The sequence below is a fragment of the Sinorhizobium sp. genome, assembly GCF_059070375.1.
On sequence record NZ_JCACWC010000003.1, the window covers coordinates 2073811 to 2092462 of the forward strand.

The window sequence follows — 18652 nt, forward strand, 5'->3', positions numbered from 1 at the left end:
GCAGGCAGGTATTCGGTCCTCGAGCGGCTCAAGCCGGCTCGGCGGTCATGACGAGGCTGGCGTTCTGGCCGCCGAAGCCGAAGGAGTTCGACAGCACTGCAGTCACCTGCTGGCTGCGCTTTACGTTCGGCACGACGTCGAGAACGATCGCGGGGTCGGGGTTCTGGTAGTTGATCGTCGGCGGCAGCGTGCCGCTGAGCATCGTCTGGAGCGAGAAGACCGCTTCGACCGCACCGGCTGCCGTCAGCGTGTGGCCGATCATCGACTTGTTGGATGAGACCGGGATCGACGGCAACCGCTCGCCGAAAACCGCGGACATCGACAGATACTCCATCTTGTCGTTTTCGGGCGTGGAGGTGCCGTGGGCATTGATGTAGCCGATCCCGGCTTCGTCGATGCCCGCATCCGCAAGTGCTGCGCGGATCGTCGCGATCGCCGGTCCGCCATCGGGGGAGGAACGCGTGCGGTGGAAGAGGTCGGCCTTTTCGCCGCAACCCTTGAGAATGCCGTAGATGCGGGCGCCGCGGGCGACCGCCGCTTCCAGCGATTCGAGCACGAGCGTCGCGGCGCCTTCCGCAATCACGAAACCGTCGCGATCCTTGGTGAAGGGCTTCGAAGCCTTTTCCGGCGGCTCGTTCTGTGTGGAGAGCGCCGAGAGCAGCGAGAAGCGGATGAGAGCCTCGGCACTGACCGAGCCGTCGGTCGCAACGGTGAGCGCCCTGTCGGTCCTTCCCTGGCGGATGGCTTCGACGCCGAGCTGTATGGCGGTCGCCCCGGATGCGCAGGCCGTCGAAAGCGTCACCGGGAGGCCACGCGTGCCGAATCGATCGGCAAGACGCTCCGAGATCGAGCCGAAAAGGACGGCCTCGTGGAAGGCCGGATCGGCCTTCTGCCGCATTGCCGCGAGGAAGCGGTTATAGGCGTCGCCCGGCTGGCTCGACGGCGGCGATCGGTCGGCAAGCTCGAAGCGGGCATTCCACTCAGGCTCGATCGGCGGAGCCGCCAGGAACAGCGGGCCGTTGAATTCGCCGGAAAGGCCGGCCTGCGCCAGGGCCTCCAGCGTCGTTTCGCGCGCCATCGCATAGGAACGCTCGACGGCATTCTCCGCAGGGATCTCGATGAAGTCGACCGTGCCGCTGATGCGGGTCGAAAGAGCATCGGTCGGGAACCGGGTGATCCTGTGGATGCCCGATACGCCCCCGGTGAGCGCCGCCCAGTTATCGGCGAGCCCCTGCCCGAGCGAGGTGATGACGCCCATGCCGGTGACAGCAACGATCGGACGGCCGAGGTGGTCCTTATAAGCCTTGCTCATAGTTGGAGCTCCTTATTCCGCGGCAAGCACGGCGACGCCTTCGCCACGGGAGTGGCCGATGGTGGTAACGACCGCCGCCCTGGCCGGCGCCAGCATCGGGGCTTCGGCGGCGGGGTCGAAAGGCGGAACCTTGGCTGCGTGTCCGAGCGAGAGCGCGGCCAGGACCATGCCGACCGGAAACTGCGCCTCGATGCCGTGACCGACGAGCCCGCCATAGGCACGGACAGGCCGGCCGGCGAGTTCGGTCTCGAGAAACGCCTTCTCCCGTCCGGCAAGGTCATGGAAGCCCGAGGTGCCGGAAAAGACGACGGTCGACTGCGGATCGAGCTCCAGGGCCGGTTTCGACAAATATCTGAGGCGCGCTTCGAGCCGCCCGTCCTCGCGGCTGCCGCGGTCGCCGCCGATCGCATCGATCGTCGCATAGATGCGGGCGCCGCGCGACTCGGCATATTCGCGCGACTCCAGAACCAGGAAGGCGCCAACGGAGCCGAGGATCATACCGCCCCCGTCCTCGGGCCTGCGCGACCAGATCGGATGCCATTCACCGAGCGCATGGCCCTGGATCGCCTCGATCATCAGGACGATGTCGAGACGCTCGGCCGAAAATGCACCGCCGACGAGCGTGTGGCTCGACTGACCGGCCTTGATGCGGGCAAAGGCCGTCTCGATCGCGGAAATGCCGGCCGCCTCTTCGCCCATGAAAGTGCGCGACGAACCCGTAACCTTGTGCACGATGGAGATGTTGCCGGCGAGAAGGTTCGAAAGCTGCGCCAGAAACAGCGTCGGGCGCAGTTCCGTCGTTAGCTTCTCGTTCAAGAGCCGTTCGCGGTCGTTGCGCTTCAGCGCCTCGTCGACGATGAGCGAGTCGACATTGATGTCGCGCTCGCCGCCGCCGGCCGCGACGATCATGTCCATGCTGCCGCAGGCTTCGAGGTTGTCCTTGAGACCAGCGTCGTCGAGCGCCAGGCCGGCAGCGAAAACGCCGAGGCGCTGCCAGTTCTCCATCTGCCGTTGATCGCCCCGTTTCGGAATCTGCTGCGACCAATCGATTTCCGGCAACGGATGGATCGGATAGGGTGCGAAACGTTCTGTCTCTATGCGGGCCTCAGGCGGCTCGGCCGCGCCGAGCAGCGCCACGTGAGGCTCGGCGCCGACGCCCTGGCTCGTCACGATGCCTACCCCGGTGATCACCACATCGTTCGCGGATTTCCTCATCTTCACTTCTCCGAACCGGCCATCGCGGCCATGAGCCCCAGTTCTTCCGCACGCTTGCGCACGATGTCGCTCAGCGGCACCTGGTCGAACGGAATCGTCCTCAGCTTCAGCTGGGCATCGCATATCTTCTTGCCGCCAGACGCAATCCTGGCCTTCGTCACGGCAAAGCCGGATCCCTCGTGCTCGAGCAGAGCCTCTATCTCAAGCTCGGCATTCGGTTCGACGAAGCTGCGCATCTTGGCACCATCGACCGTCATCAGGAACGGCATTGCGGCGAATTTCGTGGCGGCCAGCACGAGAAAACCGGAAGCCTGCGCCATGGTTTCGATAAGCAGCACGCCCGGGACCAGCGGATAGCCGGGGAAATGCCCCTCGAATACCGGGCTCTTCTCCGGCACGACCGAGCGCGCCACGAGACGGCCTGCCGACAGATCGACGGTTTCGACCCGGTCGATCATCTGGAAATATTCAAGGAGCATTCAGGCTCATCCCATTCGTTTCGCGCTCAAGTAAAAATGCCGATGCCGCCTGTCAAGCGCGGGGCGCGACAGGCGGCATCGGGAAAGGGCCGATCCGTGTCAGCGATGATCGCTAAAACTCCGATCGCAGATGAAAGCGTAATCCACGCGGAAAGCCGCTTGAGGCTTCCTCAACCCGCTTTGGCGGCCCGCAGCTCGTCGATCTTGGCACAGAGGTTCTTCAGCACGAAGTATTCCTCGGTCGAGACCTTGCCTTCGTTGACTTCCTGAGTCCACTGCTCCAGCGGGATCTTGATGCCGAATTCCTTGTCGATCGCAAAAACGATGTCGAGAAAGTCGAGGCTGTCGATGCCGAGATCATCGATCGTGTGGCTTTCCGGCTTGATCGTCTCGCGATCGATCTCGCTCGTTTCCGCGATAATATCGGCAACCTTGTCGAATGTAGCTGTCACGCGCATACCTCTTAAAATTCGAGTCTTGGCGAACCCTATAGAAAAATGCACCGGAAAAGCCAATGCCCCACAGGCTTTTGCCACCGCGATTTGAAACAGATGTTGCTAAACCGCCAGGAGAGGGTCGTTTACCTAGAAGAAAACCAGAAGCGGCAAGGCGACGATCGCGAAGGCGAGCGCCATCACGGAGCAGGCCGCATAGAAGACGGTGACCGCAGCCTCGATATCCTCTATGGCAGCAACCGCACGTCCGGCATCGTTCATCATGGGCTCGTCGACCTTCACGCCACCATAGATTCTCGGGCCGGCAAGCTGAATGCCGACGGCGCCTGCCATCGCAGCCTCGGGCCAGCCGGAATTGGGCGAGCGGTGAAGTCCGTGATCGCGCCGCGCCACCTCGATTGCGGTTTTCGCCGCTTCCGCACCGCGCCGGAAATAGGCGCCGGCCGCAATCAGGAGGGCCGAGAGCCGGGCCGCGGGCAGGTTCGCCAGGTCGTCGAGCCGCGCCGAAGCCCAGCCGAAATGAAGATATTTCGGGCTCTTGTGGCCGATCATCGAGTCGGCCGTGTTCAGCATCTTGTAGGCAAGAAGTCCGGGAAGTCCGGCAACCGCATACCAGAAAGCGGGAGCGACGACGCCGTCTGAAAAGTTTTCCGCAAGGCTTTCGATCGCCGCCCGGCAGACGGCCGGCTCGTCGAGTGTGTTCGGATCGCGTCCAACGATCATCGATACCGCCTTGCGGCCACCCGCAAGCCCATCGCGTCGCAGGCCGACGGCAACCCGGGAAACGTGATCGGCAAGGCTCTTTTGGGCGAGAAAGACGGCCACCGTGACAACCTCGAGCAAAGAGCCGAGGGCGCCAAGCACATCGAAAAGCCGAGCGAGCACGACACCCAAGGCCGTGGCTCCGGCGAGCAGTACCAGAATGCCGACGACACCGCGGAATTTCAGCCAGGCCTTGGTGAATTCGCCGCGGTTAAGCGCCTCGTCCACGAATTCGACCGCCTTGCCGAAGAACACCACCGGATGGGTCAGACGCGACCAGAGCCAGTCCGGATCGCCGAGGATGCGGTCCAGCAGCAGCGCCATCACGAGGATCAGAAGTATTTTAGCCGACACTACACACCCATCCGGTTCAAAGCCTCGGCGAGACGACGGTCGCCCTGCGCGTTCGGCGACAATCCGATACGCAGCCAGCGCGGATCGTAGTCGAACTTTCGCGTCAGGATATGCGCCTCGCAGAGCGCCGCGTGAAGATCGTAAGCCCGTTCGTGTTCTACGAGCGTGAACAGGCCGGTGCCGCCGACCACCTCGAGCCCCGCGCCGAGAAGCACCGCGTCGAGCGCGGCCTTGCGTTCCGCGATGCCGGCCTTGATCCCCGGCGTGTCGCTTTCCATCAGCTTCGCCGAAATGGCAAGTGCCGGACCCGAGACCGACCAGGGGCCGAGCCAGTCACGAAACGACTGCTCGATCGACCGGTTCGAGACCACAAAGCCGAGCCGAAGGCCCGCAAGACCGAAGAATTTCCCGAAAGAACGGAAAACGACGAGGTTGTCATTGGCGGCAACGTGTCCGGCGACGCTTGCGTCCGGCTCCAGATCGCCGAAGGCCTCATCCACCACGAGCAGGCCGTCATGCACCCGCATCGCTTCCGCCATTGCAAGGATTTCCTCCGGCGGAAAGAGCCGTCCCGTCGGATTGTTCGGATTGACGACGACCGCCAGGCCGTGCGCCGTCTGGAGATCACCGGCGCATGTGACGGAGTCGACGGAAAGGCCGGCGGCTTTCAGAACGCGCGCATATTCGCCATAGGTCGGCGCAAATACGGCGACGCGCTTTCCCTGAACCGCGATCCGCGGGAGCAATTGAATGACGGCCTGCGTTCCGGGCACCGGCAATGGCATGAGTTCGCCGGTTCGGTAGTAGCCCCTGGCCGCCGCACGCGCCGCCTCTTCCACATGCTGATCGGGCAATCGGTGCCAGACGCGCCCGTCGATTTCCGGCAGGGCGACGGGACACGGGTTGATCCCCGTCGAGAGATCAAGCCAGTCGTCGGGCGTGCCGCCGAAGCGCGCTGCAGCTTCCGTGATCCCGCCGCCATGAATGATGGGAGCAGCCATGATCATTCCGAGAAATCGATGAGATGCATGAAGGAGCCGGCAACATTCCGGCGACGGAGGCCGGCGCGGCCGAGATCGAGCCCTGCCGCGTCCCGTGCCGTGAAGAGCGGCTCAGCCGCTCCCTCCGAAACGATCGTGGCATAGTGAAATTCGTGCGCGGTCATCGGTCCGCGGAAAAACACGTCGTCGACCGGTGTCACGCGCCGGTAGCCGAGATGCCGCTTGCGTTCGGCAAAGCTCGTGACGAGCGGCAAAAGCCCGAGCATCTCGTAACGCCCGCCATCCGCCGCGACAAGCCCGTCGCCCAGCACCATGTAGCCGCCGCACTCCCCGAAGATGCGCGCCCCGTCTCCAGCGGCCTTGTGCATGGCAGCGCGGAAATTCGAAGCATTGGAGAGCTGTTCCGCATGAAGCTCGGGATAACCGCCGGGGACATAGACCGCATCGGCAAGCGGATCGGGCCCCTCGTCCGCAAGAGGCGAGAAGAGCGTGATTTCGGCCCCCTGCCCGCGCCAGCCGGAAAGAAGATGCTCGTAGCAGAAGGCGAAGGCCACGTCGCGTGCGACGGCTGTCCGCTGGCCGAGCGGCGTTAGCGTCCCGGCCGTCTCTCCCACCGTCAGCGGCGTCGCCGCAGCAAGCACCGCCTCGAGATCGCAACCCGATGCGACCCGCATTGCCGCGTGATCGATGAAGGCTTCCAGCGATCCATGCTCGCCTGCCTGTACGAGGCCCAGGTGGCGTTCGGGCAGCTTCAGTGCTGCGTCCTGCCGCAGCACGCCGAAGACCGGCATCGCAATGCCGGCAAGCGCATCGCGCAGCATTCCCTCATGCCGGTCGCTGCCGACCTTGTTCAGAATGACGCCCGCGACACGGACATCGTCGCGGTGACGGGCATAGCCGCCAACCAGGGCGGCCACGGAATGGGAGAGGCGCGCGCAATCGACGACCAGGATCACTGCAAGTCCGAGTGCTGCGGCGAGATCCGCCGGCGCGCCCGTGCCATCCGCCGCGCCGTCAAAGAGGCCCATCATCGCCTCCATGATCAGCACCGACCCGTCTTCCGTCGCAGCCGCCGCATTGGCAAGGAGCAGTTCGGGGCGCATTGCCCAAGGGTCATAATTGAAGCAGGGTTTGCCGCTGGCAGCCGTGTGAAAAGCCGGGTCGATATAGTCCGGTCCCGCCTTTCCAGGCGCGATCGAGAGCCCGCGCCGTTTCAATGCCCGCATCAGGCCGAGCGTGACCGTGGTCTTGCCCGAGCCGGAGCTCGGGGCTGCAATCATCACTCCATTCATGCCGGATTCCGGAGAATGCGGCTCGAAAACGGATCGGGAGCGAGCGCCCGGCCATCGAGAGCGCCAAGCCAGTCGAGCGAGGCGCGCAGTCGGACGACTTCGCCGACGACGACGATTGCCGGCGGCTCGAGCCCCGAAGCGGTTACATCGGTCTCAGCGGACGCAAGCGTGGTTTCCAGCACGACCTGCTCCGGCGTCGCGGCATTGCAGACGAAAGCCACAGGCTCGTCCGGCGAGCGGCCGGCGGCGATCAGGTTGGCCGAGATCTGGCCGATATGCTTCATCGCCATGTACATGACGATCACCGGAGAGCCCTTGGCAATGCCTTCCCAATTGATCCTGTCCGGCACGACGCCGGAAGAATCATGGCCGGTGAGGAAAGTCACCGCGTGGTTCACCTCCCGATGCGTGACCGGAATACCGGCATAGGCAAGCCCGCCTATGCCCGCGGTGATCCCGGGAACGATGCGAAACGGGATGCGGTGCTCGACCAGGGTCAGCGCCTCCTCTCCGCCGCGGCCGAAGACAAAGGGATCGCCACCCTTGAGGCGCAGGACCCTCTTCCCTTCACGTGCCAGTTCGACCAGCCGCAGCGAGATATCGCGCTGTTTCGGCGAAGGCTTGCCGCCGCGCTTGCCCGCAAATTCGAGTGCGGCACTCGCTTTGGCGAGCTTGAGGCAATCACCGTTGACCAGCGCATCGTGAACGATCACATCCGCCTGGCGAAGCGCGTTGGCTGCGTGCAGGGTCAGAAGGCCGGGATCGCCCGGGCCCGCGCCGACGAGCCAGACTGAACCCGGCTCGAGATCAGGCAGGCCGGCAAACATGTCGGTCATCGGTCGATACTCCGGGCAAAGCAAGGCATTCTATCCGATCCGACGAAGGAAAAACTTGAAGTCGTTATGCAGGAAACAATGGCAGATAATTGAATCCGCTCATCAAAGAAACTGCAAAATTCGGCCGAGGCCATTACACGGCTCCCTTTGCAAAATCAGCCGGTCCGGCGATTGCCGCCGTCGCCCGCACCGATCGGATCTTAGGTACAAGCAGAACCGCGTCGCACCCGGCGGCCGCCAGAGCCGCGCCTTCAGCGACGCCGTGGCAACCCGTATGGGCAAAGACGACCTTCGATGGATTTTTTAGACGCGACGATTGCGCCTCCAGCGTGGCAGCGTCGAAGAAATGCGTAGGCACCGAAAAGTGCCGCGCCACCGCATGGATCGCGGGCTCATCGGTCCGCGCATCCAGAGAGGCGACGAGTGCGACATCCCTGCCGGAAGCGCCGGCATCCGCAAGCGCCTGTTCGGCAAGCGCGATCACCTCTTCGGGCGCAGTGTTGCGCTCGCAGCCAAGGCCGAGCACGAGTTCGGCGGTGATGTGTCCTTCGGCGGAAGGCATATGCGGTGCGGCTCCCATGCGGCGTCGGCGTTCCATACGAAGCGCCGGCCTGGCAAATGCCACGTACCGGTCCGGACAGCACCGGATCAAGCCCCCTGCATGGGTCGGCCGCACCGGACGCTCTTTCAGTCCGCCTGAACGGACGCCGTCGCATGATCGTCATTTTTATCGGAGCGTTTCAGGCCGGTCAAACCGGATTGCGCCATCCACGTGTCGCAAACCGTGCGGCCACGAAATCGGCGTCAGACAATGCTTTGCATTTCGGCGTCAGCTCTGACACAAGGCGGCTGAAGCAGTTCCGCCGCCCTATTCGCTCGAGACTCCAGTGCACGACCTAGCCCTCCACATACTGCTCTTTCTTTTTGCGGCCGCATTCCTTGCCGGCTTCATCGATTCGATCGCCGGCGGCGGCGGGATGATCACCATCCCGGCCATGCTGATTGCGGGGATTCCACCGCTCGAGACGCTGGGCACCAACAAGCTGCAATCCCTTTTCGGCTCCGGGTCGGCGAGCATCGCCTATGCCCGGCACGGTCACGTGAACCTCAGGGAGCAGCTCCCGATGGCCCTGATGTCGGCGGGGGGCGCAGTTTTGGGCGCCTTGCTGGCGACGGTCGTTCCCGCGGACGTCCTGGAGGCCGTGCTGCCGTTCCTGTTGATCGGCATCGCGCTCTACTTCGGCTTCAAGCCGAATATCGGCGACATCGACAAGCATCGGCGGCTGTCGGTGTTCCTGTTCACCATCACCTTCGTGCCCCTAATCGGCCTCTATGACGGCGTTTTCGGTCCGGGTACAGGTTCCTTCTTCATGCTCGGTTTCGTCTCCCTCGCAGGCTACGGCATCCTCAAGGCGACGGCGCACACGAAATTCCTGAACTTCGGCTCCAATATCGGCGCATTTTTCGTCTTCCTACTCAGCGGCGTCGTGCTGTGGAAGATCGGCCTGACGATGGGCGTCGGCCAGTTCCTCGGCGCGCAGGTCGGCTCGCGCTATGCGATGGCAAAGGGTGCGAAGATCATCAAGCCTTTGCTGGTCGTCGTTTCGATCGCGCTCGCCATCCGGCTGCTCGCCGATCCGGGATATCCGCTGCGGATCTGGCTGGGGCTTTAGGCCAGTCGAAAACCGACGAGCGTTCAGCCGCTCCAGACGAGATGTCCGCCGCCCAGATCCGATGGCGGCGGGAAGGACGGCACATAGTCCAGGGCGCGCACGGGACTGGGCAGGTCTTCCGCTTTCGGCACGAAGTCCCGGCGCGCTCGACTCGGATCTGCCACGGGAACGGCAGCCATCAGTTTCTTTGTATAGGGATGCTGCGGATTCTCGAAGATCTGCCGCCGCGTGCCCGTTTCGACGAAACGGCCCATATACATGACCGCTACCCGATGGCTGATTTGCTCGACGACTGCCATGTCGTGAGAAATAAACAGGTAGGAGACGCCGGTCTCGTCCTGGATGTCCTGCAGGAGATCGAGCACCTGAGCCTGGATCGACACGTCGAGTGCCGCGACGGACTCATCTGCGACGATGAGCTTCGGTGAGAGAGACAGGGCGCGCGCTATGCAGATGCGCTGCCGCTGACCGCCCGAAAACTCATGCGGGTAGCGCTTCATCTGCTCGGGCGACAATCCGACCCGCTTGAAAAGATACTCCACCCGGTCACGCAGCTCGGTTCCGCTTGCAAGTCCGTGGATCACCAGTGGCTCGGCCACCAGATCGCCGACGCGCATTCGCGGATCCAGCGATGCGTAAGGGTCCTGGAAGATCATCTGGACGTCGCGCAGGATGGGCCGCATGGTGCTCCCCCGCAAGCCATGCGTGGAGCGTCCGTCGACGCGGATGTCTCCCGTCCACGGAACAAGGTTCAAGAGCGCCTTGCCGGTCGTCGACTTGCCGCAACCGGATTCTCCGACGAGAGACAGCGTCTCACCCCTGCGCACGGAGAAAGAAATGCCTTCCACCGCGTGAAGTCGCCTGACCGGGCGCTGAAGGATGCCGCCCTTGATGTCAAAACGCACCGTCAGGTTCTCGACGTCGAGCATCGGCTGTTCGTCGCCTGGCTTAGATCCTGCCGCGACCGCCTTCCCCGCTGCGCGTTTCGGTGCCTCCGTCCCCGCCATTTCGCCGAGGCGCGGCACAGCGGAAAGGAGTTCCTTCGTGTACGCATCCTGCGGATGCGCGAAAAGATCCCTGCTGGTTGCGTGCTCGACGGTGCGGCCATGCTTCATCACCAGCACCTCGTCGGCCATCTCCGCGACCACGCCCATGTCATGGGTGATCATGATCACCGAAATCCCATGATCGGCCTGCAGCTTGCGAATAAGGGCGAGGATCTGCGCCTGAACCGTTACGTCGAGCGCCGTCGTGGGCTCGTCGGCGATCAGAATTCGCGGGTTCTGCGCGAGTGCCATCGCGATGACGATGCGCTGACGCAAGCCGCCGGAAAGCTCGTGCGGATATTGGCCGAGCCGCCGCTCCGGCTCCGGGATCTGAACCTGGTCCAGGAGTTCTACGGCCCGCACCCGCGCGGCGCGCCGGCCACTGGCGTTTCCATGCGCGATGATCGCACCGATCAGCTGATTGCCGACCGTCATCACCGGGTTGAGCGAGGTCATCGGCTCCTGGAAGATCATCCCGATCTTGCGCCCGCAGAATCTGCCGCATGCGCGCTTCCGGAAGCGCCAATATGTCCTCGCCATCGAGAGTGGCCGAGCCGCCGGCAATACGTGCCATCGGCTTCGGCAGCAGCTGCATCAGCGAAAGCGCGGTCATCGACTTTCCTGATCCGCTCTCGCCTGCAAGACAAAGCGTCCTGCCGGGAAGAAGATCGAAGGACAGACGCTCCACCACGACCTTCGGCCCGGTCGGCGTGGCCACCTGGACGGTCAGTTCCTTCACGGAAAGCAGAGAGGAAGTCATCGGGCAGAGGCCTCGGCAATGTCATCAGAAGGACGCCCTGCCCCGCCGAGGCGGAACAGGGCCGTTCGTCACGCAAAGACGATGCGCGGGAAATAGAAGGACACGACCCAGTTCGGCTGGTCGACGACCTCGCTGATGCGGAGGTCGCCGCAGACCGAGCACAGCATGTAGGCGTCTTCCGGCTTCATGCCACGTGTCGCACAGAGAAGGTCGATCATGCCGGACACGGCCGCACGCGCACCTCCCATCAGATCGCTTCCAATGCCGGTCGTGACCTCATAACCCTCGGCGTCGAGATGCCGTGTGACGGGGCCCGGCGTGGTAAAGCGCGGCATCTTGAGATTGGCGTCCTTCACCAGCTCCAGCTTCACGACCACATCCATCGCGCTTTCGATGGCCGTGCCGCAGACTTCGCCATCCCCCTGCGCCGCATGCGTGTCGCCGATGGAGAACAAGGCGCCCTCCACCTCGACGGGAAGATAAAAAGTCGTTCCCGCCGCCAGATCGCGAATGTCGAGATTACCTCCTACCCGCCGCGGCGGAACCACGGAATGCAGCCCCGGCTCTGCCGGCGCGAGCCCGATCGTGCCGGCGAAGGGCTTCAGGGGGACGCGGCCGAGCTCGCCGAAGGCTGCGGGAGCGAGCGTAGCCGGATCATATTTCCAGAGTGTCAGCGCCGGCTCGGCGAACTGATCGGCGAGGAGCCCGAAGCCCGGAATATTGGCCGTCCAGCCAAAGCCGCTCGGCTTGAAGTGCTCGATGGTCACCTTCAGGGCGTCCCCCGGCCTGGCCCCATCGACATAGATGGGACCGGTGACCGGATTGACCTTCGTAAAATCGACCGTCGAGACATCGGCAACCGTGCTGTCGGCGGTGAAATGACCGGAGCCGGAGTCCAGGCAATTGAACTCGAGCCGCGATCCGGGCGCCACGGTTTCCGCCGGCGGGATCGAATGATCCCAGCCGTAATGGTGATGGCGTCCGTGGATGGTGTAGTCGCAGTTACTGCACATCTTTTGCATATACCTGATCGTAATGGACGGGGATGTGGACCGGATCGACGAACAGCTTGTCGTCGCCGCCGATACGCTCGGAGCGGATGGTGAAGCGCTCCTCGTTGAAGATCGGCGCCCAGGGCGCGTCCTCCATGATCTTCAGATAGATGTCGCGCCACAGGGCCTCGCGCTCCGCGGCCTTTGCCGGGTCGACGATGGCGTCGGCTTCGGCTGCCTTCTTGTCGAGCTCTTCGTTGCAGTACCAGGACCAGTTCCAGCCTCCCGGCACGGCACCGCCGCAACCCAGAATGGGACCATAGAAGTTCGAGGGATCGGGGAAATCGGCAATCCACGCCATGCCGCCCGACCAGATCATCGGCGCCTGGTTTTCCTCGCCGCCGGCCGCAATGACATTGGCCTGTGCGAGCGACTTGATGGATGCCGTGATGCCGATCGCCTTCAGGTCCTGCTGAATCGCCTGGGCGATGCGCGGCTGCGGGTCGGTATTCATGACATAGAGTTCGGTCGAGAACCCGTCCGCGAGGCCAGCTTGCTCGAGCAGCTTCTTGGCACCGTCGGGATCGTAGGCATAACCTGCATAGTCCTTTGCGTAGCCGGGCATCGAGGGCGGCAGCGGCTGGTTGGCGGCAACCGCGCGACCGTTGATGATACGCAGGATACGATCCTTGTTGATGGCCATGTTCACAGCCTTGCGCACCTCGACCTTGTCGAAGGGAGGCATCTTGACGTTCATCGTCACATAGCCGGTGTGCAGCTGGCCACCCTGGATGATCAGGTCCTTGAAGTTCGGATCATTCGTCACTTCGACGAACTTGGCCGGCGGAATGCCGTCCCCGGGCACGTCGATTTCCCCATTCTGCAGCCGAAGCAGCGCGACGACCGGCTCCTGGCCAACCTCGAAGGTGATGCGGTCCAGCTTCGGAAGCCCTTCGTTCCAGTAGTCGGCGAAGCGCTCGAAAACGAGGCGCTGTCCAAGCGTCCACTCGGCAAGCTTGAACGCGCCGGAGCCGACGGGATTCTTGCCGAAGTCGGCGCCGTGTTTCTCGACCTCTTCCTTCGGCACGACATGGGCAAAGTTGAGGGCCATGACATGGAGGAATGTGGCGTCTGGACGGGTCAGTTCGAACCTGATCGTGTGCGGATCCTGCACCGTGATGCCGGACAGCCCCTCCGCCTTGCCGGCAGAGGCATCTTCAAAGCCTTTGATCGTCGAAAAGAAGCCGGCGCCCGGGCTCTGGGTCGTCGGGTTCACCACGCGCTCGATCGAATATTTCACGTCTTCGGCCGTCAGCTCGCGGCCATTGTGAAACTTGACGCCCTGGCGCAGCTTGAACGTGAAGACTTTGCCGTCTTCAGAGATTTCGTAGGATTCGGCAAGGTCGGGACGCAGCTCGGTCGTGCCCGGGACATAATCCATCAGGCCGTCGAACAGCGACTTGATCATCGACCAGTTCTGCCAGTCGTAGCCGATCGCCGGATCGAGTGTCGAAACATCGTCCTTGTAGGTGACGGTCATTTCGCCACCCTGCTTGATGTCGTCGGCAAGCGCAGGAGTTCCCAAGAGGGCAGCGGCGCAGACGCCGGCCAGTAGCAAGTTCCTCATCTGAAGTTCCTTTCTTCGTGCTGCTGTTGGTTCTTCCCGCGTCAGCGCAGCTTGATGCGCGGGTCGATAAGCGGTGTGATGAGATCGGCGACCAGGTTGCCGAGCACGATGGCAAACGCAGAGACGAGCGTGACGCCCATGATGATCGGGATATCCACCCGCTGGATCGCCTGCCAGGCAAGCTGGCCGATGCCGGGCCAGCCAAAGACGCTTTCCACCACGACTATTCCGGACATGAACAGACCGATGTCGATGCCGATCATCGCGATAACGGGCAGTATCGCGTTGGGCATTGCGTGCCGGAACAGGACCTTGGCGCGGCCCGCACCGGTTGCGCGCGCCGTGCGGATGAAATCCTGGCGCATCACTTCGATCAGCGAGGAACGCATCATGCGCGAATACCAGCCGGCGCCCAGAAAGCCGAGCGTAACGGAGGGCAGGACCAGATGGGCGAAAGTGCCATAGCCGCCAATCGGGAACCAGCCGAGCTTCACGGCGAAGACATAAAGCAGCAGGATGCCGATCACGAATTGCGGCGCCGACACCCCGACGAAAGAGGCGATCATCAGCGTATCGTCGGTGCGTGAGCCGCGCCGAAGCGCCGCGACGATCCCCATCGTGAGACCGAAGATCAGTTCACAAGTGATGGCTCCGGCCATCAGCACGAGACTTGCGGGAAGCCGCGACGCGATCAGCGTCGCGACTTCGGTCTTCTGCAGGTAGGAGCGGCCGAAGTCGCCCTGCACGAGGCCGGAAACATAGCGCAGATACTGCTCGTAGAAAGGCAGGTTGAGCCCGAGCTGTTCGCGGATGTTCTCCACGGTCTGAGCCGTTGCGCTGCGGCCGGCGATCTGTCTGGCCGGATCGGCCGGTATCAAATAGAGGAGAACGAAGGTGACGAAGCTGATACCAAGCAGGATGACGACCGTCTGAAGCAGTCGCCGCGCGATATAGGCTGCCATCAATGCCTCCCCTGCTGCGTCGGATCGAGAACATCCCGCAGCGCATCGCCGACCAGGTTGAAGGCGAGCGCGAGCGCCAGGATCGCCGCACCCGGTATGAACACCAGCCACGGTGCCGAAGTGAAATAGGTCTGGTTTTCGAAGATGATATTGCCCCAGGAGGGGATGGGCGGCTGCACGCCGATACCGAGGAATGAAAGGGTCGCCTCCAAAAGCACCGTCGTCGCAATCCCGAGCGTCGCCCAGACGATGATCGTGGACAGGAGATGCGGAAGAATGTGACGGAAGAGAATGCGGCCGGCGCCGGCCCCCATGGCCCGCTCGGCAGTCACGAAATCGCGCTCGGCTATCGAGCGGGTTTCGGTATAGACGACGCGGGCGATCTGCACCCAGTTCACCATGGCGATGACCATCGCAACGATCCAGAGGCTGGGTGTGAAGATCGCGGCCAGAACGATGGCAAGGAGGAGCGCCGGAAAGGCCATCATCAGGTCGGTGAAGCGCATCAGCACGGTGTCCACCCAGCCGCGGAAATAGCCGGCTGCAATGCCGACGAGCGAGCCGATGACGACGGCAATGCCATTGGCGACCACGCCGATGACGAGCGAGGTGCGCGCGCCATAGATCAGCCGGCTCAGGAGGTCGCGTCCGACAAGGTCGGTACCGAGCCAGAATTGACTGTTGGGCGGCAGCGGCGCGCCTTCAATGGTCAGACCCTCGAAGAACTGCTCGTGCGGGTCATAGGGCACGATCCAAGGCGCAAGCGCTGCTGCGCCCACCACCACGATGATGACCGCAAGACCGATGAGCGCAAGCGGCCTGCGAAGGAGGCGCGTCCACACGCCCGGTGTCCTATTCTCTTTGCTGCGCGCCGTTTCAGCGACCATGGTCGGCATTCTTCAATCCGTGGTTCTCGAATTCCTGGACGATCGCCGCGGCGACGTCCTCGATGCTGCAGCTGCTCGACATCGCGGTCAGGCGCAGGTGCTGGTAGGCTTCGCTGGCCCCGCAGTTCTTCCGGAGCATCAGCAGCGCCGTTGCCTCCGCAAGTTCCTGGCGCCGCGTGAGGCGATGCTTCAATGCGGCGACGTCACGATCGAGCGCATGGCGGCGGACAAAACTGTGGCTTGCGACCATCAGTGCACTGTACAGCCCGGCGCTGCCGATGGGCTTCAGAAGCTGCGCGTCGGCCCCTTGCGCGATAGTCCAGGCGATGCGGCCGGGCGCCTCGGAGCCGATCAGTGCGATCATCGGCATGGGGGCTTCCCCCTGACGCCAGGGAAATTGCTCGTCGTGGCCCATATCTGCGTCGATAAGGAGGACGTTGAACTCCTCTGCAGATCGGTCACCGGGAAAATCCGGCCAGGCCTGTTCCGCCGCAATGCCTATGCGGGCGCATTGGGCAAAGAGAGCGTCGACGTTCTGATGCGGCCGGTGCAGGATGAGCGCCCGCCAGCCATCGAAATTCGGGGTGTTATGAACAGATCTCATTTCACCACCTTCAGCTCAGGCCGCGCCTCGTTCCCTCCCATCGGGCGGACAAGCGGCGTGGATGTCAGGAACGGATCCGGCGTGATGGCTTCATACGAGAGCTTGACGATCTCGAAACTGCCATCTGCGCCCGCGCGGCCGATATGGGCCGGCAATTCCACATGGTTCGTCCATCGATCGACGCTGATGGCCCCGAGCGGTGTATCGACCGCCTGCCCGCACAGGGCGGCGCGTACAACATCCGCATCGTCGCTGCCGCTGCGCGCGATCGCCTCGGCGATCATCATCACGGCACTGAATGCCTGCACATAGAAGGCATCGACTACGGCGCCCGGATCCAGCGCCGCAAGTGTCTTCAGGAAGGAGTCGTTTTCCGGCGACTTGATCGTGCGGAAATAGCAGCTGACCGTGAAATGCCCCGCCGCGGCGTGTCCGAGCCCGGCGATCTCGCCCTCGTAAAGGTTGCAGCTGATGACCGGGCATTTATCCGGATGGAAGCGATCATCCGCTTCAGCGAGAGCGTGAAGCGCGCGCAGGAAAGCGTATGACGACGGGCCGATCAGGTTGTTCAGGATGAAATCCGGTTTCTTGTCGCGTACCTCGTCGATCAGGTGGACGATATCCGTGTCGCCCATCGACACGAAACGCTCGCCCATGACCTCGCCGCCCGAGCGATGGAGAATGTCGCGTGCGATTCGGTTGGTCTCCCAGCCCCAGATATAGTTGGAGCCGACAAGCATCGCCCTGCTGCCGAAGCGCGGCGCGATATAGTCGAGAAGCGGCACCAGGTGCTGGTTGGCACAGGCGGCGACGTAGATAAGGTTTTCGGAAACCTCGAAACCTTCATAGACGCAAGGATACCAGAGCAGCGCGTCGAGCTTCTCGACCACGGGTATCACTTCCTTGCGGCTCCAGGAGGTGGTGCAGCCCACCACATGGCGCACGCCGTGCTCGCGGATCAGTTGCCTGCAAAGCGGTGCATAGCGATCCGCCTCGCCTGCGGGATCGAGATGATGGGCCTCGAGCCTGAACGGAAAACGCCCGGACGCATTGACATGCTCGATCGCTGCCATTGCGCCGCCAAAGCCTTGGCCCGCCGGCTGCGCGTAGCTCCCGCTCCGAGAGAACAATACTCCTACCGGGTAGGTAACGTTGCCTGTCATTCGCCCCTCAAATGCAAAAAGGCCCCGCAGAGAAACAAAGTTTCCCTTCGAGGCCCAGATGCCGACAGATAATTTCAGCCAAGCCTAACGTTAGGATGCGACTTGTCAATACGAAAGGACATGGCGGCGACGATTTCCTGTCCGGATCTTGCCGTGCCCGCTAGAATACCGCCAGCAGAAGCGCACCGGCCGCAATCAGGCAGACGCCGAGCCAGTTCATCAGATTGAGCTTCTCGCCGAGAAAGAGCACGCCGAACACAGCGACGAATATGATCGACAGCTTGTCGACCGGTGCCACGCGAGCGGCATCGCCGAGCTTGAGCGCGCGGAAATAAGCGAGCCACGAAGCCCCTGTCGCAAGACCGGACAGACCTAGGAAGAGCCAGGTTCGGCCGGAAATCTCCGTCGGGCGCTGCCATTGTCCGGTCACGGCAACGATGCTCACGACAACGACAAGAATGACGGCTGTTCGGATCAGCGTCGCGAAGTCCGAGGTGACGTCTGCGACGCCGATCTTGGCGAAAATGGCAGTCAGCGCTGCGAAGACCGCGGAGAGCAGCGCCCAGAACTGCCAGGCCTGCGTCATCAGAATTCCACACCCTTCTGACCCTTGATGCCCGAGCGGAAGGGGTGTTTCACCAGTTCCATCTCCGTTACCAGATCGGCGATCTCGATCAGGTCTTCCTTGGCGTTGCGGCCGGTCAGGACCACATGCGTCATGTGCGGCTTCTCCTCCTTGAGAAAGCGCACGACCTCGGCGACGTCGATGTAGTCGTAGCGCAGCGCGATGTTGATCTCGTCGAGGAGCACCATGGAGTTGCGTTCGTCGCGGATGAGCTCCTTTGCCTTCTCCCACGCCTTTGCCGCCATTGCGACGTCGCGCGCGCGATCCTGCGTCTCCCAGGTGAAGCCTTCACCGAGCGTGTAGAACTGGCAGATATCGCCGAAATGTTTCTCGATCAGATCACGCTCGCCCGTGTGCATGGCGCCCTTGATGAACTGAACGACGGCGCAGGGCATTCCGTGGGCGATGTGGCGAAAGATCATACCGAAGCCGGCCGTCGATTTGCCCTTGCCCTTGCCGGTGTGGACGATGATCAAGCCTTTTTCGTCCGTTTTGGTGGCCATGATCTTGTCGCGGGCGGTCTTCTTCTTCGCCATCTTCATGGCGTGGCGCGCTTCGTCCTTCTCGGCGAGCGGTTCGCCGGTATTCGCGGTCTCGTCGTTCATGA

The 18652-nt window shown here is 63.0% G+C and carries 18 protein-coding genes and 1 pseudogene; 1 reads left to right on the plus strand and 18 read right to left on the minus strand.

The features are described 5' to 3' along the window. Window positions 1-28: 28 nt before the first annotated feature. From AC5J09_RS22065 to AC5J09_RS22105, 9 genes are all read right to left on the minus strand, one after another. A complete protein-coding gene (locus AC5J09_RS22065) occupies window positions 29-1312 on the minus strand; it encodes a beta-ketoacyl-ACP synthase (RefSeq protein WP_494298485.1) in 1284 nt (427 codons plus the stop codon). Between the two features lie 12 nt (window positions 1313-1324). After that, window positions 1325-2527, minus strand: a complete 1203-nt coding sequence (locus AC5J09_RS22070) for a beta-ketoacyl-ACP synthase (protein ID WP_018095237.1) — start codon at window positions 2525-2527, stop codon at window positions 1325-1327. Between the two features lie 2 nt (window positions 2528-2529). Then, window positions 2530-3006 carry a 3-hydroxyacyl-ACP dehydratase FabZ family protein gene (locus tag AC5J09_RS22075; protein WP_494298486.1) on the minus strand — a complete coding sequence of 159 codons (477 nt, stop codon included), beginning with the start codon at window positions 3004-3006 and terminating at the stop codon, window positions 2530-2532. Window positions 3007-3176: 170 nt separating this feature from the next. After that, entirely contained in the window at window positions 3177-3464 is a 288-nt protein-coding gene (locus AC5J09_RS22080; RefSeq protein ID WP_010969581.1) for an acyl carrier protein, read from the minus strand. A 126-nt stretch (window positions 3465-3590) separates the two neighbouring features. After that, window positions 3591-4577: an adenosylcobinamide-phosphate synthase CbiB gene (gene cbiB, locus AC5J09_RS22085; RefSeq protein ID WP_494298487.1), complete on the minus strand. Its 987-nt coding sequence runs from the start codon at window positions 4575-4577 to the stop codon at window positions 3591-3593. Beyond that, window positions 4577-5578, minus strand: a complete 1002-nt coding sequence (gene cobD / locus AC5J09_RS22090; protein WP_100673736.1) for a threonine-phosphate decarboxylase CobD — start codon at window positions 5576-5578, stop codon at window positions 4577-4579. The genes cbiB and cobD overlap by 1 nt, the downstream gene beginning before the upstream one ends. A gap of 2 nt (window positions 5579-5580) precedes the next feature. Beyond that, window positions 5581-6870, minus strand: coding sequence for a cobyrinic acid a,c-diamide synthase CobB (locus tag AC5J09_RS22095; protein ID WP_494298488.1), 1290 nt, complete (start codon window positions 6868-6870; stop codon window positions 5581-5583). Continuing rightward, on the minus strand, window positions 6867-7706 hold the full coding sequence (gene cobA, locus AC5J09_RS22100) for a uroporphyrinogen-III C-methyltransferase (protein ID WP_494298489.1): 840 nt from the start codon (window positions 7704-7706) through the stop codon (window positions 6867-6869). The genes AC5J09_RS22095 and cobA overlap by 4 nt, the downstream gene beginning before the upstream one ends. Window positions 7707-7839: 133 nt before the next feature. After that, the gene (locus AC5J09_RS22105; protein WP_379943169.1) at window positions 7840-8268 is read right to left on the minus strand and encodes a cobalamin biosynthesis protein; all 429 of its coding nucleotides are present in this window, start codon (window positions 8266-8268) and stop codon (window positions 7840-7842) included. A gap of 325 nt (window positions 8269-8593) precedes the next feature. Here AC5J09_RS22105 and AC5J09_RS22110 point away from each other — a divergent pair, with 325 nt between their 5' ends. Further along, entirely contained in the window at window positions 8594-9379 is a 786-nt protein-coding gene (locus tag AC5J09_RS22110) for a TSUP family transporter (RefSeq protein WP_379943136.1), read from the plus strand. Window positions 9380-9402: 23 nt separating this feature from the next. Here AC5J09_RS22110 and AC5J09_RS22115 read toward each other — a convergent pair. The 9 genes and pseudogenes from AC5J09_RS22115 to cobO form a co-directional block, all read right to left on the minus strand. Then, window positions 9403-11185 (minus strand): annotated as a pseudogene (locus AC5J09_RS22115) (ABC transporter ATP-binding protein). A 68-nt stretch (window positions 11186-11253) separates the two neighbouring features. Next, complete coding sequence (locus AC5J09_RS22120; RefSeq protein WP_494298490.1) at window positions 11254-12198, minus strand: acetamidase/formamidase family protein; 945 nt, start codon at window positions 12196-12198, stop codon at window positions 11254-11256. Continuing rightward, window positions 12188-13804, minus strand: coding sequence for an ABC transporter substrate-binding protein (locus AC5J09_RS22125; protein ID WP_494298491.1), 1617 nt, complete (start codon window positions 13802-13804; stop codon window positions 12188-12190). The genes AC5J09_RS22120 and AC5J09_RS22125 overlap by 11 nt, the downstream gene beginning before the upstream one ends. Window positions 13805-13845: 41 nt before the next feature. After that, window positions 13846-14766, minus strand: coding sequence for an ABC transporter permease (locus tag AC5J09_RS22130; protein ID WP_494298492.1), 921 nt, complete (start codon window positions 14764-14766; stop codon window positions 13846-13848). Continuing rightward, the gene (locus AC5J09_RS22135) at window positions 14766-15662 is read right to left on the minus strand and encodes an ABC transporter permease (protein ID WP_102761297.1); all 897 of its coding nucleotides are present in this window, start codon (window positions 15660-15662) and stop codon (window positions 14766-14768) included. Before AC5J09_RS22135 ends, AC5J09_RS22130 begins: the two co-directional genes overlap by 1 nt. Next, complete coding sequence (locus AC5J09_RS22140) at window positions 15643-16257, minus strand: ANTAR domain-containing response regulator (protein WP_494298493.1); 615 nt, start codon at window positions 16255-16257, stop codon at window positions 15643-15645. Before AC5J09_RS22140 ends, AC5J09_RS22135 begins: the two co-directional genes overlap by 20 nt. Further along, on the minus strand, window positions 16254-17420 hold the full coding sequence (locus AC5J09_RS22145) for a transporter substrate-binding domain-containing protein (protein ID WP_494298494.1): 1167 nt from the start codon (window positions 17418-17420) through the stop codon (window positions 16254-16256). Before AC5J09_RS22145 ends, AC5J09_RS22140 begins: the two co-directional genes overlap by 4 nt. Before the next feature lie 160 nt (window positions 17421-17580). Further along, entirely contained in the window at window positions 17581-18006 is a 426-nt protein-coding gene (locus tag AC5J09_RS22150; protein WP_411923339.1) for an EamA family transporter, read from the minus strand. After that, on the minus strand, window positions 18006-18650 hold the full coding sequence (gene cobO / locus AC5J09_RS22155) for a cob(I)yrinic acid a,c-diamide adenosyltransferase (protein ID WP_324761919.1): 645 nt from the start codon (window positions 18648-18650) through the stop codon (window positions 18006-18008). Before cobO ends, AC5J09_RS22150 begins: the two co-directional genes overlap by 1 nt. Window positions 18651-18652 lie beyond the last annotated feature (2 nt).

Coding starts and splice junctions, on each gene's coding strand:
- AC5J09_RS22095 (WP_494298488.1), bottom strand. CDS start 6,870: ATGAATGGAGTGATGATTGCAGCCCCGAGCTCCGGCTCGGGCAAGACC.
- AC5J09_RS22140 (WP_494298493.1), bottom strand. CDS start 16,257: ATGAGATCTGTTCATAACACCCCGAATTTCGATGGCTGGCGGGCGCTC.
- cobA (WP_494298489.1), bottom strand. CDS start 7,706: ATGACCGACATGTTTGCCGGCCTGCCTGATCTCGAGCCGGGTTCAGTC.
- AC5J09_RS22130 (WP_494298492.1), bottom strand. CDS start 14,766: ATGGCAGCCTATATCGCGCGGCGACTGCTTCAGACGGTCGTCATCCTG.
- AC5J09_RS22075 (WP_494298486.1), bottom strand. CDS start 3,006: ATGCTCCTTGAATATTTCCAGATGATCGACCGGGTCGAAACCGTCGAT.
- AC5J09_RS22120 (WP_494298490.1), bottom strand. CDS start 12,198: ATGTGCAGTAACTGCGACTACACCATCCACGGACGCCATCACCATTAC.
- AC5J09_RS22080 (WP_010969581.1), bottom strand. CDS start 3,464: ATGCGCGTGACAGCTACATTCGACAAGGTTGCCGATATTATCGCGGAA.
- AC5J09_RS22150 (WP_411923339.1), bottom strand. CDS start 18,006: ATGACGCAGGCCTGGCAGTTCTGGGCGCTGCTCTCCGCGGTCTTCGCA.
- cobO (WP_324761919.1), bottom strand. CDS start 18,650: ATGAACGACGAGACCGCGAATACCGGCGAACCGCTCGCCGAGAAGGAC.
- AC5J09_RS22125 (WP_494298491.1), bottom strand. CDS start 13,804: ATGAGGAACTTGCTACTGGCCGGCGTCTGCGCCGCTGCCCTCTTGGGA.
- AC5J09_RS22135 (WP_102761297.1), bottom strand. CDS start 15,662: ATGCCGACCATGGTCGCTGAAACGGCGCGCAGCAAAGAGAATAGGACA.
- cobD (WP_100673736.1), bottom strand. CDS start 5,578: ATGGCTGCTCCCATCATTCATGGCGGCGGGATCACGGAAGCTGCAGCG.
- AC5J09_RS22065 (WP_494298485.1), bottom strand. CDS start 1,312: ATGAGCAAGGCTTATAAGGACCACCTCGGCCGTCCGATCGTTGCTGTC.
- AC5J09_RS22070 (WP_018095237.1), bottom strand. CDS start 2,527: ATGAGGAAATCCGCGAACGATGTGGTGATCACCGGGGTAGGCATCGTG.
- AC5J09_RS22145 (WP_494298494.1), bottom strand. CDS start 17,420: ATGACAGGCAACGTTACCTACCCGGTAGGAGTATTGTTCTCTCGGAGC.
- AC5J09_RS22105 (WP_379943169.1), bottom strand. CDS start 8,268: ATGCCTTCCGCCGAAGGACACATCACCGCCGAACTCGTGCTCGGCCTT.